At 47.6% G+C, this 15,184-nt stretch carries 12 protein-coding genes and 1 other RNA gene; 4 read left to right on the top strand and 9 right to left on the bottom strand.

Annotation, left to right across the window (positions count from 1 at the left end; translation table 11 throughout):
• The 5 genes from H608_RS21415 to H608_RS21410 all read right to left on the bottom strand — a co-directional run bounded on the left by H608_RS21415 (position 1) and on the right by H608_RS21410 (position 6,646).
• Entirely contained in the window at positions 1-1,539 is a 1,539-nt protein-coding gene (locus H608_RS21415) for a glycoside hydrolase family 28 protein (protein ID WP_211227031.1), read from the bottom strand.
• 31 nt (positions 1,540-1,570) lie between these two features.
• The gene (locus tag H608_RS0105640; protein ID WP_028786819.1) at positions 1,571-2,500 is read right to left on the bottom strand and encodes a sugar phosphate isomerase/epimerase family protein; all 930 of its coding nucleotides are present in this window, start codon (positions 2,498-2,500) and stop codon (positions 1,571-1,573) included.
• A 72-nt stretch (positions 2,501-2,572) separates the two neighbouring features.
• Positions 2,573-4,426, bottom strand: a complete 1,854-nt coding sequence (locus H608_RS0105635) for an ulvan lysase-like protein (RefSeq protein WP_028786818.1) — start codon at positions 4,424-4,426, stop codon at positions 2,573-2,575.
• A 173-nt stretch (positions 4,427-4,599) separates the two neighbouring features.
• On the bottom strand, positions 4,600-5,676 hold the full coding sequence (locus H608_RS0105630) for a LacI family DNA-binding transcriptional regulator (protein WP_028786817.1): 1,077 nt from the start codon (positions 5,674-5,676) through the stop codon (positions 4,600-4,602).
• A 223-nt stretch (positions 5,677-5,899) separates the two neighbouring features.
• Positions 5,900-6,646, bottom strand: coding sequence for a phytanoyl-CoA dioxygenase family protein (locus tag H608_RS21410; RefSeq protein WP_071836915.1), 747 nt, complete (start codon positions 6,644-6,646; stop codon positions 5,900-5,902).
• Positions 6,647-6,729: 83 nt separating this feature from the next.
• On the opposite strand from H608_RS21410, the gene H608_RS0105620 reads away from it, so the two are divergent.
• Positions 6,730-7,605 (top strand): AraC family transcriptional regulator, encoded by an 876-nt coding sequence (locus tag H608_RS0105620; protein WP_028786815.1) that lies wholly within the window; start codon positions 6,730-6,732, stop codon positions 7,603-7,605.
• Positions 7,606-7,776: 171 nt separating this feature from the next.
• Here the strand turns inward: H608_RS0105620 and H608_RS0105615 are convergent, their stop codons facing one another.
• Positions 7,777-8,931 carry a serine hydrolase domain-containing protein gene (locus H608_RS0105615; RefSeq protein WP_155990065.1) on the bottom strand — a complete coding sequence of 385 codons (1,155 nt, stop codon included), beginning with the start codon at positions 8,929-8,931 and terminating at the stop codon, positions 7,777-7,779.
• 173 nt (positions 8,932-9,104) lie between these two features.
• On the opposite strand from H608_RS0105615, the gene H608_RS0105610 reads away from it, so the two are divergent.
• The 3 genes from H608_RS0105610 (at position 9,105) to H608_RS0105600 (ending at position 11,809) form a co-directional block, all read left to right on the top strand.
• Positions 9,105-9,878 (top strand): SDR family NAD(P)-dependent oxidoreductase, encoded by a 774-nt coding sequence (locus H608_RS0105610; protein WP_028786813.1) that lies wholly within the window; start codon positions 9,105-9,107, stop codon positions 9,876-9,878.
• Positions 9,879-9,938: 60 nt separating this feature from the next.
• A complete protein-coding gene (locus H608_RS0105605; protein ID WP_028786812.1) occupies positions 9,939-10,859 on the top strand; it encodes a helix-turn-helix domain-containing protein in 921 nt (306 codons plus the stop codon).
• 236 nt (positions 10,860-11,095) lie between these two features.
• Entirely contained in the window at positions 11,096-11,809 is a 714-nt protein-coding gene (locus H608_RS0105600; RefSeq protein ID WP_028786811.1) for a class I SAM-dependent methyltransferase, read from the top strand.
• 99 nt (positions 11,810-11,908) lie between these two features.
• Here the strand turns inward: H608_RS0105600 and ssrA are convergent.
• From ssrA to H608_RS0105590, 3 genes are all read right to left on the bottom strand, one after another.
• Positions 11,909-12,280, bottom strand: a transfer-messenger RNA (tmRNA) gene (ssrA, locus tag H608_RS24000).
• A gap of 130 nt (positions 12,281-12,410) precedes the next feature.
• Positions 12,411-13,763 carry an RIP metalloprotease RseP gene (rseP, locus tag H608_RS0105595; RefSeq protein ID WP_028786810.1) on the bottom strand — a complete coding sequence of 451 codons (1,353 nt, stop codon included), beginning with the start codon at positions 13,761-13,763 and terminating at the stop codon, positions 12,411-12,413.
• A gap of 141 nt (positions 13,764-13,904) precedes the next feature.
• The gene (locus tag H608_RS0105590) at positions 13,905-15,074 is read right to left on the bottom strand and encodes a 1-deoxy-D-xylulose-5-phosphate reductoisomerase (protein WP_028786809.1); all 1,170 of its coding nucleotides are present in this window, start codon (positions 15,072-15,074) and stop codon (positions 13,905-13,907) included.
• Positions 15,075-15,184 lie beyond the last annotated feature (110 nt).

The following is a 15,184-nucleotide window of genomic DNA, read 5'->3' as shown; positions in this document are numbered from 1 at the left end:
TCAGAGACGTTTATTATCGACCATTACGTTGGTGGTATTGTTGTCACGCACGACAAAACGTACGGCACGCAGCCGGTTGGTCAACCCTTCAATCCTGCCTGCGTTCGTGATGGTTCCTTCCGCAGATCTGGCAATGGCAACCGCAGCCGGTGCAGTGGATGAGTTCTGGATGTCCAGCCCTGTCAATTGAAAACGCTGCACGCGATCGAGCATGATGCCGGGGCGTTGTTCTGTTCCTTTGTGACGCAAAACGATGTTGTGTAATTGTATATCTTTTGCATAACGGACATACAGGCCATACGAAGGTAATTTACCGAAAATGGTCGCTTCCGGATAATCTTCTTCACGTTCGGGTACAACGGCAGAGAATGGTTTAGCGGCGATATCGCTGCCGGAAGTTTCGATGGTGATATTGCTCAGGGTGATATCTTCTACAGGCACTTTCTCCAATCCGGAGATCGAACACCCGATCGTGTCGGCACCCCGGGCGATGATATCTGAAATACGGATATGACGGATGCGGCCGATTGACGGAGCAGCAGCCGTATCGCTGAACTTACGTGCGCGGTTTCCGAGGCGGATAAAGATCGGCACCTGCGGTCCTTCGATGATGAGGTTGCTGATGGTGATATTTTCCATGATGCCGCCATCCACTACTTCCAGTGCAAGTCCGCTTATACCATCCGGTTTACCGTAGATGGTCTGGCGTTGTGCCGAAGGACGGATCACGCAATTGCTGACGGTTACATTGCGGAAACCGCCCGTAGATTCCGTACCAAACTTAATACCGTTGCAATGGCTGCTGACGATGCAATTGGTAATGGTAATATTTTCTGAAATACGCGGAGACGTACTTTTTATGGTAATGCCGTCATCATCTGAATCACCGGTTACATTGGTGATAGTTACATTCCTGCTGCCATCGATATCGATCATATCATTGTTCTTATTGGAATGATTCCAGATATGAATACCGTCGATCAATACAAATTCGCAACCGAGATAATGCTGCATCCAGAAGGCAGAATTGCGCAGGCTCACATCTCTTACGGTGATGTTTTTACTACCGGCGAACCATAAGAGATATGGACGGTTTTTATAACGATCCGGTTTTTTAATGGTGTTAACAACAAAGCGGGCGCCTTGTCCGTCTATCGTACCTTTTCCTTCGATGGTAACATTTTCCTGTCCTTTACAAAAGATCAGCGCCTGCTTTGCCCATTGGTCGCCGTAAAAGGGAATACCCGGATCCTGGTAAGGATATTTTGATGCATCAGCCTGGCCCAGCAAAACGGCTCCAGCAGACAAATGCAAGGTTGCGTTGCTTTTGAGATAAAGTGTTGCGCTCAGAAAGGTGCCGGTCGGAAAAAAAACTTTACCGCCGGTTTTAGCGCTGCTGTCGATCGCACGCTGAATAGCGGCGGTGTTATCGGTTGTACCGTCACCGACGGCACCGAAACGCGTGACATCGTAAAGCGGTTGCGCATTCAGCAAATAAGGCACAAAGAAACCTAGTACAAAAAAAGTTCGTCGTAACAAAGACAGGCAATTCAATCGCATGACTGGTTGATTAATTCATTAAAGAATACGCGGTCAGTTGTTCCTCCAGCCACTGTGCTGAACGGAGGTAAGCCGCTTTAATATCTGTAATCGGTGTTTCGGCACCGCCAACATCAATTCCATAGTGTCCATTAAAACCGATCGCTTTCAGGGTAGAGAAAAAACTATCCCAATGAATCGATCCTTCGCCCGGCACGAGGTGTTCAACGCGCGTGCCGCGATTGTCCGATAGATGCACATAACCGATGCGGTTGCGCAAACGCAGCAGACTGATGACGAGGTTATCGCGAAAGAAAAACTGGTTGGCGGTATCGAGGTTGAAAAGCAGGTTGTCTGCGTTTACCTTGTCGGCGAAATGCAGGAAAGAATCTGTATTGGTAATCATGCTTCCTTCACAGGGATGCAGGTGATAATCGAGTCCGTAATGTTCTGCAATAGAGCAGGCCTGTTGATACGTGCGGGTCAAACGCAGTTCGTACTCATCCCAGGAAAAACCGGCTGGCAGGCCGAGTGACGCAAGGTATTTATCGTCGTAATGTCTTTTAACCGGCGCTTCGGCCGGAAACTCCAGCGGCAGCAACGGGCCGTTATCCAGTACGGCGGTAGCGCCCAATGACCTGGCGGTTTCGCATCCCATCTCAAAAAAAGCCAAGGCCTCTTTTTGTCTTTCAGGATCGGCAGAAGCCAGCGCAGGTAACACCACGCAATAAACGGGAATGGTACACCCCAGTTCTTTTACCTTATCAGCAAGTTGTTTGCGGTGTTTGTGCTGATAAAGGATATTGTCACCACCGATGCCTTCCAACTCCAGGGAGTTGAAACCCATGCCGGCCATTTCTTCCAGATGTGCATTGGTTTTGCTTACATCGGGAGGATAGCCGTAACGCGTGATCGGATAGAGATACGCGCAGGTAATGGAAGAAGAAAAACGTACAGGCATGGCAGACAATTTAACAGGAAGACATGAAAATAGACAATTTCCGGGTACGTACACGTTTTTTAACAAAAAAAATCACATTTCGGCTATAACATAGCGTACTAAAGCGTTATAGGCATCTATGTCCGGTGATATGATCAGCTCTACCGGCCATGCCCGTAAGGACGGATATGGTGTCCAATAATTCGCTGCATGTTCTCCCGAAACCAATGTGGCATTTCCTTCGGTAATCTGCAACCGCAGTTTTTTATTTCCATAATCCAGTATCACTGTTTTTGCATCCTGTTGTATCACTTTCAGCCGGCCACCGGTAATAAATGGTTCAACGATACGAACCGTACGGCGTGCATCATGCCAGGTGATCTCCACTTTTTTCTCGAGCGCTTTGTCCGAGAATGTATAATGAAGCCCATACCCTATTCCACCGGTGAGAAAATTTTTATCTTTTAATTCGCCGAAAGCGGAAACATAAAATGTCTTGTTGACCTGTTTGGCGGTGAGTCTTGCATCGTACTCGTACAGGTTGGTAAAATAACCGAGGCTGTCTGTGTATTCAATGCGTGGTGTAAGCGACACAACACCCGGCGCTTCGGGAAAGCTCATGGGCTCGGGGCGCGTGTATACGGTAGGACTGGAAGCCTGCAGAAAATCATTTCCTTCCAGCCAGAGATGGCTGATAGCGCCGCCTGCGGGGCGATACATATACTTGCCTTTCGTGCCCGCGGGATCTTTATAGCGGTAAGCCGTGATTGTCGCCATCATGGTACGTGTCCGCACCTGCACCACATCGAGTGACGGAAAATATTTCATCCAGCCTGTGCTGTCAGCAGGCAGTGCTGCGGCGTTGCGGGCCGGCGCATTGTCCCATTCATAGGCCATGGCTAAATTTTTTGCTTTAGCAAAAGTTGGATAAATACACGGCGGTTTATTAAACAACTCATCGTATTGCAATCCGAAGCCCAGCAATCCATCTTTGGTAAAATGCCTGCGGAGAAATTCCAGGTTGCGCATGGCCGCTGTTGCATAACGCGGATCTTCTTTAGCCATCAGGCTAAACAAGGCCTGGCATCCATCGGAAGTAGCACTGCCATAACCTGTCCATTTATTGGACCGGATACCCCAGGAAGCATCGAGGGCACCGTTGGGATAAATAAAATATAAATGTTGCTGCAGCGACGTTTGCACCCGATTGTATACAAATGTGTCGTTGGTCAGTTTGGCATACAGGCCAAGCCCCCACAACGACATTTCCATGTTGTACCCGAGATCGATGCCCATTTTATTTCCATAGCTTTTCCCTCCTTCTCCATATAAAAATCCGTCTTCATCCATTTTGGCAATGGTGCGGCGTGCCAGTTCTTTTGCGCGATTGGTAAAGCTTGTGTCGTTCAGTACCAATCCGGCTTTCGCCAATGTGGCGGTAGTGGTGGCGACATAATTTATCGAGGCAAACTCCGGGCGCATCACGCGGTGCAGGAATGCGGCCGCTGCACGCATGGATTGTTGCCATGCTTGTTTTTCCTGCGATGAAAACCCTGTTTGTAATTTTTCGTAAGAAAGCAGCAGCATCAGCAATTGATCCGTGGTGGTACCTGTCCATTCTTCGGGCGTTTCTTTCCAGCTTCCATCTTTTTGTTGCTGACGGAATAACCAGGCCGCGGCCAGCTTTGCCGATTGGAGATAGTGTTTGTCTTTGGTAATGAAATAGGATACCGTCAAAGGAAATACAGCTTCTGCTGCGCGTGTGTGCCAGACCTGGCAGTGCTCGCACCAGATGCCGCCGTATTCGGGTTGCCGGCTGTTGCGTTGTTGCAACTGAACCAATTTCGCGGATAACCGCTCAAGTGTGTTGGCGTATTCAGCGGAGGGATGAATCGTTTGAGCCTGAAGGGTTGTTGAAAGAAATAAAGAAAGAAGTAGTTGCTTCATAAGGCAAATTCAAAAGCGTGAATGGTGAATCGTGAATGGTGAATCGTCAATCGTGAATCGTCAATCGTGAATCGTCAATCGTGAATCGTGAATCGTCAATCGTCAATAAAAAGCCGCAGCCTGTCGGGCCTTACACCTTACTACCTTACGCCTTATGCCTTTTACCTTATGCCTTAATTCCTGTAAAACCGATGATTCTCCCTTGTAATAATATCTATCGGCATCAGGTAATTTTTCTCAATCGGATTTGAGTATACAAGATGCTGGAATAAAGTCATGATCCCTTTATATCCCTGCTCCTGCGGCTTTTCGCAGATCAGGAAGTCGATCGTGCCTTTATCCAGGTGTTCGACGTTGTCCGTGGTAAAGTCATATCCGATCAGTACAATATCTTTCAGCCCCGCCTGTTCCAGGTAGCGTGCTACCAGTGATACGCGTGAGTTGGTAACATAAATGGCAGCAATGTCCTGTTCCTTCTTCAGCAAACGATCGAGTTTGCGCGATACGGCGGCATAATCCGTTTCCGTGGTATCGAATGTCACCAGTTGGTTTTGGAGACTATTATTCTGAAAATAAGCCCGGAAGCCGTCTTCTTTGCGCAGGATGGCATAGTTATTATCAATCTCCCGGGCGATTTTGGCAATCAGTACTTTTTGTTTGCGGCGTATGCCATAGTTGATCAGCTGTGCTGCGAGATAGCCACTCTGGAAAATCTCTGCACCGATATAGCAGAGGCAATCGTATCCGGGAATATCGGAATTGATCAATACGTATGGTGTTCCGGCCTTACGTGTTTTCTCGATGAGGTTGACAGATTCATCGGGAAAGATGGGCGTAAACAAAATACCGTCCGGTGCAGATTTAATGATCTTTTTCACCTGCGTTGCGAAAGAGCGTTGATCGTTCTGATCAAAAAAATATCGTTCGATCTCTATGCCGTATTGTTTGATCTCTGTTTCCGCCTGGTTGATTCCTTCGAGCGGTGCCTGCCAGAATTCCGTTTCGCTGGAAGCTGTAGGCAGCAGCACCGCCAGCCGCAAAGTACCGCGGGAAGCAAGTGCCAGCCTTCGTGCCAGTACATTCGGCTGGTAGTTGAGCTTGCGGATGATCTCCTGAATTTTGTTCTTGGTCTTCTGGGAAACACCTTCGCGGTTGTGTATCACCCGGTCAACCGTGGCTATTGAAACATTGGCAAGACGGGCTATTTCCTTCACTCCTCCGGATGCCTTGTCGTTATTATTCTTCTTCATAAGATTCACAGTCTAAGAAGAACAAATCTACTGTTATTTAGGCATAAGGCGAAAGGCGTAAGGTTTAGGGGCATAAGTTATAAATAGATTTCCGCGCCTTTGCTCCCTATACGCCTTTGCGTGCATACTGCTGCTTTTCACGCAAAGCTGCAAAGAAATTAAGTCGCCAAGATCATTCACTCTTTTTTTTATATCCCGATGCTTCGGGAAGTAAATCTTCCAATCAACTCCTCACCTCTCTCTCACCGGTATGATCAAATCCTTTTTCTCTTTCATAAGCCACCATTGATGCCGGGCGGAAATTGGTGATGAATGCGCGGCGGCGGCGATCGGTACTGTTGCCGCGGCTGTAATGCAGGGTGCCGCCGTGATGCCACACACAGGAACCCGCCTTCAGGGGAACCGCTACTCCTTCCGATTCGCTGGCGTCGCATTCGAGCGCGCCACCTCCTTTACCGGCCGGTCTGTGTTCGCGTACAGGTAACAGGTGGGAACCGGGTACGTACCACATACATCCGTTATCCGCATCACAATCATCCAGAGCCACCCAGCAACTGGCCGCTCTTTTATCGGGCATCGCGATCCAGTACGAACAATCCTGGTGCCATGGTGTAGGCGTATTGGTAAATGGCGCCTTATCGATCAGCATATCAAAATCCAGGGCCATGTCATCCCCCAATAATTGCTGCGACAACTTCAACGCTTTATGATGCATGGGCTGATCGGCTATTTCCGGCAATATCCTGCTGGGCAACATGATCTGGGTAATGCGTTCACGCACGGGGGCCGTACCATCGTCCACAAAACCACCCAGGTCGGAACGGAACTTACCCGCATCCACTTCGTTGTTCAGGAAACGTTCGTATACATCACGATAGTAAGTGACCTCCTCGGCGGTGAGCATGTTTTCAATCACCAGGAAACCCTGTTCCTCAAAAAGCTTTACCTGCGCCGGATTCAATTCGATCATATGGATTGAGTTGTGTTGTTTTCAAAACTAAGATTGTACATTTAGAAAAACTTTCCGGTTTATACCACAGTACTATTTTATACATGCCGAAAATCACCCCACTCGATATCACTTCAACCGGCGAACGCCGCATATTGGATTTCCGCCGCCGCGGATGGAAGGACGTATTGGTGGCAGGAAAATATCAATACCGCCGTACACGTGAAGCGCTGGCAGCACACCAGCACAAGGATATGCTGGAGATCGTTTATTGCAGCAAAGGCGAACAAGTATATGAAGTGGGTGGACGACTACACAAAGTAAAAGGTGGCGAATGCTTTGTAACGCATCCCGGTGAATGGCATGGAACGGGCACCTACCCGGAAGGCAAAGGTGAACTGTATTGGATCATCCTGCGTGTGCCTGAGAAAGGAAATCGTTTCCTGCAATTTGAAAACAAATCGGCACAGGCGTGGGCGCAGCAACTGAAACAGCTTCCGCGACACTTCAAAGCGCCACCACGATTGAAAACGTTGCTCGATGAAGTATTCACGCTATTTGATCAGGACCGTTCAGCCTTTAACCATATCGAATTGCAACTGGCATTGGCAACCGTATTACAATCCGTGATCAAAAGTGCGGCCAGCCGCCCTACGCGTAAACGCTCTGCACGGCTGTCGCAGGTGGACAGCTACATACGTCAGCATCCGGATGAGTGGATCACCTTGCAGCAACTCGCGGATCATACAGGATTATCGCTTTCACGTTTCAAAGCCTGGTTCAAAGAAGAAGCCGGGGTAACACCGCTGGATTATATCATGAAGTTCAAGATCGAACATGCCCGGCAGTTGCTGAGAAAAACAGCGATGCCGATTGCAGCGATCGCATTTGAAACAGGTTTTCAGAATGCGCAGTATTTTGCAACCGTGTTCAGGAAATACATGGGAATGACGCCGAGCGTGATGCGGAAGCAATCGTGAATCGTCAATCGTCAATCGTGAATCGTCAATCGTCAATCGTGAATCGTCAATCGTCAATCGTGAATGGTGAATTAAACATCCCGCAGTTGCGGGACTGGTTCGCGTATACATGAACCAAGGCTGTTATACTTACTACTTATTACTTACTACTTATTACTTACTACTTATTACTTATTGCCCTCCATGTCCCAGCCACTTCAACGGTGAATACGTATCGCCTATACATGCTTTCAGCAGTTCCGCAGAAACAGTTTCGAAATTTTCGCTGTTACTCAGCATGATCAAGGCGATCCCTTTTTCAGGGAAGGCTACAGCATAATTCTGATTGGCCTCTCCATGGCCGGTATGGAAAAATCCTTTCCCGTAAGGCGATTGGAATAATCCGATACCCAGACCCCAGGCCAGTTTGATGGCATCGTTTTCATTGGTCAGGCTATCGCGCAAGGGACCGAAGCCTCGTTTGCTTTTGACAAAAATTTGAGGTGATAATAGTTGCTGATAAGAAGATTTTTTAAGGCCCTGCTCTTTCATCAGGTTGATCATAAAACGGGCATAATCTTGTGCCGTTGTGGTCATCGATCCCGCAGCGCGGCTGCTTTCGCGTCTTTCAGAACCGTATTTCTTGCCGTCTTTGAAATAAGCAAAGGAAAAATTGTCTTCAAATGAATGCTCCCATATCATACTTGTGCGAGGCATCTGTAGTGGCGCAAATACTTCTTCACGTGCAATATCCTCCAGCTTTCTGCCGGTATGCTCTTCGATCATGAAACCAAGCAGGTTAATGCCTTCGTTAGAGTAATAGAATTTTTCGCCGGGTTTTGCGATCAGGTTGGTCTTGTCCCCATACAACTGGCGCAATACAGGCAGGCCGGCACTATGGCTTAACAGCATCCGGGGAGTAATGCGATTGAAAGCGGCCGTATCATCTGCCAGGTCTTTCCATTTCGGGTATTCTGCTATCGGCTTTTTCAGGTAATCGCGTACAGGTTTGTCAAGGCTGAATATCCCTTTCTCCGCCAGGCGCATAAAAATATAACCGCTGACCGGTTTGGTGAGCGAAGCTGCGTACATAACCGTACTGTCGTTAAGCTTCTGTTGATTTTCGAGGTCCTTGAATCCGAAACTTTCCGTCCATATTATTTTATTGTCATTGACGATAGCGACCTGAAGTCCCGCCAGCTTTGCACTGTCGACAATCTGCTGCACTCTTTTTTGGATAATGGTTGATGAAACGGTCTTGCCATTTAGCTGTTTGATACTGGTTGCCTTTTGCGAAAAAACGGGGAGCAGGAGAAAAGAGCAAACGATTGTCAGTAATAGTCGCATGTCGGTTGGTTTGGCAGTTGACGAGATGAAAGCAGGATTAGTTGCCGGCAAGACAAAAATGGTGAATCGTACATCACCGGTTTCCTCATTCTGGCTACAACATTCCGTGATTCGGCTACAAAGATCATCCTGTTGTTCCGGAATTTTGCCGTATAAATTCTAAATAAAAAATTATGCAGACAAATGCAAACAAAGTAGCACTGGTTACAGGAGCCAATACCGGTGTTGGTTTCCAGATCGCCAGGGCGCTGGCCGGAAACGAATATACGGTTTACGTGGGTGCCAGAAAGCTGGAAAAAGGAACGGCGGCCGTTGCTGAAATTGGCGGAAAGTCGAAAGCCATTCAATTAGACATTACCGATCCCCAATCCATCCGCGCAGCGGTAACCAGAATAGAAAACGAATCCGGTCATCTCACGCTGCTGGTCAACAACGCCGCCATTTCTCATGCCGGACAACCCGGGCGCACGATGGAGGCCGTACTCGCAGCTCAGCGCGCAAGTATCGCTTCCTTAACAGAGATGAAAACAGTATGGGAAACGAATGTGTTTGGCACCCTGGCCGTAACACAGGCTTTTTTACCCTTATTGCGTAAGGCTGCAGGCGCCCGGATCGTAACCGTATCCAGCGCATTGGGATCCCTGACATTGAATGCCAGCCCGGAAAATCCTTACCGCTCAGCTTTCGATGCCGTTTACGGCGCATCCAAAACTGCCCTCAATGGCGTGTTTCTTTCCCTGGCCAATGAACTGGAAAGCGAAAACATCAAAGTTCATCTCGTAAGTCCCGGTTTTACCGCTACGGCATTGAACAATTTCCAGGGAACCGATACAGTAGAAGAAGGTTCTCTTGAACCCATCAGGGTAGCATTAGCAGAAGATATTCCGACAGGTAGTTTTACAGGGCCGCGTCATTATGCAGGTGCCGGCAATATCGTACCCTGGTAACATCGACTCCATTACAAACCTGTGGCTGTTTCCAGCCACAGGTTTAAGTATATTTAGTATATGAAAAACAAGAACGAAAAACTGGTCCGGTTTATCTCGATATCGGAAAGCCACGAGGCTTTTGGTTTGCCCAAACCGCAACATCCGTTGATCAGTCTGATCCATTTTAATGAGAAAAATCCGTTCAATACGGGCATGGCTCCTATTTATGATGTGCTCAGTTTTTACAAGATCACGTTCATTACGCATAATGCCGGCAGACTAAAATACGGACGGGATTATTATGATTATAATGAAGGGAGCATGCTGTTCCTTGCCCCTAATCAACTGGTGGGCAGCACAGATTATAACAGCAAGACTTACTGTTATATTTTACTCATTCATCCTGATTTTTTATTAGGGCATCCGCTGGCAACGAAGATCAGGCAATACGGTTACTTTGCGTATTCAGCCAATGAAGCACTGCATTTATCCGACTCCGAGAGAAAAACCATTCTTTCGATTTACGAAAATATGGAACAGGAACTCAACAGCCGCGTGGATGAATTTAGCCAGGAGGTGATGATTGCCCAGATAGAATTGCTGCTGAGTTATGTCAACCGTTTTTATAAACGCCAATTTATTACGCGGAAAGTGGTGAACGATGATATACTGCAAAAAACGGAAACGATCTTAGATGATTACTTCAACAACCTGCGCTCCCTGCAGCAGGGATTACCTACGGTGCAATTCCTGTCGCAACAACTGAACCTGTCACCCGGTTATCTAAGCGACATGCTCCGCTCACTTATCGGATTGAATGCCCAGCAATACATCCATGAAAAACTGATCGGCAAAGCGAAAGAAAGGCTTACCGCTACCAAACTAAGCGTGGCTGAAATCGCCTATGAGCTGGGGTTTGAACATTCGCAAAGTTTCAGCAAACTTTTCAAAAACAAAACAAATCAATCTCCGTTGGAGTTCCGGGACTCGTTTAACTAAAATACAGAAAAGACAAAATCAGAAATGCTATGCGCATTTCTTAGGTCGCCAACAACGACAATGCCTCCTACCTGCAGGCATAAGTGGCAAGCAGTATGCTTTCACCTTTTACTATACTGTAAAAACCGGTCAACCTTCCACATTCATAATATTCATAGAATACTCTAAGGGAGAGATCGCTTTCAAAAGCCATTTCCGGCGACCACGATAAGCGATTTCGTAACTTAGCCGGCAGTATGATTAAAGAAGATATCCTGGCCGCGTACGAGGCGATGGCGGAGAAATATAACGAACTGATCGACCATAAACCGCACAATGCGTATTATGATCGCCCCAACACTTTGAAGTTGCTGCCGGAGGTGGCAGGAAAGATTGTTCTTGATGCGGCCTGCGGCCCCGGCAAGTATGCCGAGATCCTGATGGAGAAGGGTGCCCAAGTGATCGGTTTCGATCTCAGTCCCCGGATGGTGCAGCTTGCAAAGGAAAGAAATGGAAGCAACGGGCAGTTTTTCGTTCACGACCTGGCCCAACCAATGGAGATGATACAAACCGGTTCCTGTGATGTAGTACTCTGCGCGCTGGCGATGCATTATGTTGAGGACTGGACCAATACCATCAGGGAATTCCACCGGGTATTAAAGCCCGGTGGCATGGTCGTCATTTCGATCGAGCATCCTTTTTTTGAGTATACCTATTTCATGTCGAAAGAATATTTTTCCGTGGAGCATGTTAAGGCCACGTGGAGCGGGTTTGGAAAAAAAATCGAAATGAACAGCTTCAGGCGGTCGCTGCAGGAATGTATCACGCCTTTTACTTCGAATGGATTCTATATCAGTGAACTTATCGAGCCAAGACCGGTGGAGGAATTTGAAAAACTGGATCCCAGGCATTACAAGGAGCTGAATACATTTCCTGCATTCATGTGCATGAGCGCTGTTAAGACAACTTGATGCCCGCATGAATTGAGCACGATCAAAAGGCATTAAAAGCACAGCTTTAAGCGCAAAAAAAAAAGAGGACAAAAGACGCTAACGCATTTTTGTCCTCTCTGGTGGAGGTGACCGGGTTCGAACCGGTGTCCAAACGTATTCCCCAAAAGCTTTCTACATGCTTATTTCATCTATTAATTGTCGGCGATCAGCAGGAAATGAACAAACCAACTGATCACTTAGCTATGGGTCTTAGATAACCTTTACAGCTTCCGGTTATCGCAGCCTGTTTTGTTTTTAAGTCGGCGGCGGGGCATGGTAACAGACCAACCGGCCCGGCGGCCCTAATGACTATCTAATCACTGATTAGGCAGCCATGGCATACTGAGTATTGCCATTTGAAGTTTGAATATTCAGATTTACGTGCTAATTATCCAACGCACGACATGCTTACACTTTCAAAGACCTACGCTGTCAAAGCCAAACACCCCCTTTTGGTAGATGTCAGAGATGCGAAGTTAACATTAAATGTGAAAATGTGCAGATGTGAAAATGTGAAAATTAAAATACACATTTACACATGGCCCCTGCCAGAGGCAGGGCATATTTACACATTTCAGATTTATCTGAATAATCTGAATATATCCAGTCCTATCGCATAGGCCATCAGTCCCAGCAACAACACCATGCCAACCAACTGCGCATATTCCATGAACTTATCACTGGGCTTACGGCCGGTGATCATTTCCACTAACGTAAATAACGCGTGACCACCGTCCAGAGCGGGGATTGGTAAAATATTCATAAACGCAAGGATGATCGAGAACAACGCCGTCATGGTCCAGAAACGCTGCCAGTCCCACTCACCGCCAAATGTTTTGCCGATGCTGATCACACTGCCCAGGTTCTCATTCACCTTGTGTTGCTTGGATACAAACAATAAACGGATTCCTTCAATGTATTCACCCAAACGCTCGATGCCCATGTTAATCCCGGCAGGGATGGATTCAAAGAAGCCATATTCAATCTTCTCATAGCCGAGAATATCGTAGAAACGTTTAAACAGGGGAAGTCCGGTTCCTTCTTTCGCATCAAATGTGAAGCTGGCATTGACCGTATCGCGGCCATTGCGCAGGAAGGTCAGGTTTACGGGACCACTCTGCAGCTTGTTCAGTATTTTATTCGCTTCATCGTTATACGTAACAGCAGTATCGTTTACCGCGATCAACTGATCGTCGGCTTGTACTTTTCCGCTGATGTATTTTGCCTTTTCATCATTCCCTACTTTCGGCATGTAGCGCGCGGTTACAAAACCTCTCATCTGGTTTTTGTTCAGCTTGCTCAGGAAGCCGTCAGGCAGTTTGATGGTAGTGTCTTTGCCATTGCGAAGCACACCGAGCACCGGGTCCTGGCTGAAGTAAATATCTTTTGAGAGCGTGTTATAATATTCAACCGGCTTACCGTTCACAGAAGTGATCAGGTCACCTGTGCGCAATCCGGCAGACACGGCCAGCGAATCCGCTACCAGGCCGTATTTCAGGTTTTTATTCGGTACGCGTTCCTCGCCCCATACAAACAAGATCATGGCAAATAATACCAGCGCCAGGATAAAGTTGATGATTACACCTGCCAGCATGATGATCAGGCGCTGCCAGGCTGGCTTCGCCCGAAACTCGTAAGGCTCCGGTGGCAGTTTCATCTGCTCTTTGTCCATGCTCTCGTCGATCATGCCCGAGATTTTTACATACCCGCCCAGGGGGATCCAGCCGAGCCCGTACTCCGTGTCACCGATCTTCTTTTTCCAAAGTGAGAACCAGGGATTGAAGAACAGGTAGAATTTTTCCACCCGGCATCCAAACCATTTCGCTGTAAGGAAATGTCCGAGCTCGTGCAGAACAATGAGTATGGAAAACGCCAGGATAAACTGTCCGAGGTTGGCCGCAAAGGCAGACCAGTTAAAGGCTAATAAGGTCATGTGTGAGTGATATAGTTTTTTATAACGGGGCAAATATCCGGTAATTCTCAGATACTCTGCATCCCGGGCTAAAGTTTTGCGTTGAATGGCAAATTCCCCGTTTATAAGGGCTGATTCTTAACAATTCTGCAAGATTTCGGTTCAAAGCTGAACGATATCCGCCGCCATGGTCCGGGCTTCGCCGTCGCTTTCAAAATATTCCTGCAAAGTTGGTTTTTCGATAAAAGGTACGCGGTTCATCACTTTTTCGATCACATCGGTCATTTCGAGGAAACCGAGCCGGTTGCGCAGGAAGGCAAACACGGCGATCTCGTTGGCGGCATTCATGATACAGGGCAGGTTACCGCCTTTCTCCAATGCTTCCATGGCCAATGCCAGGTTGCGGAATGTTTTCAGATCGGCTTCTTCAAATGTGAGCGTGTTGATCTTTTTGAAATCAAAGCGCGGAAAATCGCTGGGTATACGTTGAGGAAATGATAAAGCATATTGAATCGGCAGTTTCATATCGGGCAGGCCCATCTGGGCTTTGATGCTACCGTCTTCGAACTGCACCATGCTGTGAATGATGCTTTGCGGATGCACCAGCACCTGTATCTGATCAGGCTCGAGATTGAACAACCATTTAGCTTCGATCATCTCCAGTCCCTTGTTCATTAACGTGGCCGAGTCGATCGTGATCTTTGCGCCCATGCTCCAGTTGGGATGTTGCAGCGCGTGTTCGCGCTTCACATTTACCAGGTAGTTGGGTTTGCGTCCGAGAAATGGGCCGCCGGAAGCGGTAAGAATGATCTTCTCAATGCGGTTGCGCGTTTCCCCGACGAGGCATTGAAAAATAGCCGAGTGTTCGGAGTCGACAGGAATGATGGGCACGCGGTACTCCACGGCTTTCTGCATGACAATATCACCGGCTACTACTAATGTTTCTTTGTTTGCCAACCCGATGGCTTTGCCATGTTCGATCGCTTTCAATGTTGGGCGAAGACCGGCATATCCGACGATAGCTGCGAGCATCAGGTCATAACAATCCATGCAGGCTACTTCTTCCAGTGCTTTTTCACCGGCAAAGACTTTTACATCCGTAGCAGCCAGCGCCTGTTTTACTTCGTTGTATTTTTTCTCATCGCCGATCACAACGATGTTGGGGTTGAATTGCAGCGCCTGTTCGATCAGCAGTTCGGCATTGTTTTGTGCCGTCAGCACTTCTGCCGAAAATTTATCGGGGTGCGCTTTGATCACATCGAGGGTCTGCGTTCCGATGGAACCTGTAGAGCCGTAGATGGCTATTCTTTTGATATGGAGCGTCTCGTTCATCGAGTTGTAAGTTCAAGTCAAAATTCAAAAATCAAAATTCAAAAAGGTAAGAGGCGATCAATTAGTCGTTGCTCCGTCTTTTTCACGCAAAGCAGCACAAGGAGCAAAGC

Origin of the sequence: Terrimonas ferruginea DSM 30193 (assembly GCF_000425585.1) — a bacterium.
Lineage (GTDB): Bacteria > Bacteroidota > Bacteroidia > Chitinophagales > Chitinophagaceae > Terrimonas > Terrimonas ferruginea.
Note: the sequence above shows the minus strand (reverse complement) of the source record. Positions and strands in the feature narration are given on the sequence as shown.

Coding starts and splice junctions, on each gene's coding strand:
- H608_RS0105640 (WP_028786819.1), bottom strand. CDS start 2,500: ATGCCTGTACGTTTTTCTTCTTCCATTACCTGCGCGTATCTCTATCCG.
- H608_RS0105635 (WP_028786818.1), bottom strand. CDS start 4,426: ATGAAGCAACTACTTCTTTCTTTATTTCTTTCAACAACCCTTCAGGCT.
- H608_RS0105630 (WP_028786817.1), bottom strand. CDS start 5,676: ATGAAGAAGAATAATAACGACAAGGCATCCGGAGGAGTGAAGGAAATA.
- H608_RS21410 (WP_071836915.1), bottom strand. CDS start 6,646: ATGATCGAATTGAATCCGGCGCAGGTAAAGCTTTTTGAGGAACAGGGT.
- H608_RS0105620 (WP_028786815.1), top strand. CDS start 6,730: ATGCCGAAAATCACCCCACTCGATATCACTTCAACCGGCGAACGCCGC.
- H608_RS0105615 (WP_155990065.1), bottom strand. CDS start 8,931: ATGCGACTATTACTGACAATCGTTTGCTCTTTTCTCCTGCTCCCCGTT.
- H608_RS0105610 (WP_028786813.1), top strand. CDS start 9,105: ATGCAGACAAATGCAAACAAAGTAGCACTGGTTACAGGAGCCAATACC.
- H608_RS0105605 (WP_028786812.1), top strand. CDS start 9,939: ATGAAAAACAAGAACGAAAAACTGGTCCGGTTTATCTCGATATCGGAA.
- H608_RS0105600 (WP_028786811.1), top strand. CDS start 11,096: ATGATTAAAGAAGATATCCTGGCCGCGTACGAGGCGATGGCGGAGAAA.
- rseP (WP_028786810.1), bottom strand. CDS start 13,763: ATGACCTTATTAGCCTTTAACTGGTCTGCCTTTGCGGCCAACCTCGGA.
- H608_RS0105590 (WP_028786809.1), bottom strand. CDS start 15,074: ATGAACGAGACGCTCCATATCAAAAGAATAGCCATCTACGGCTCTACA.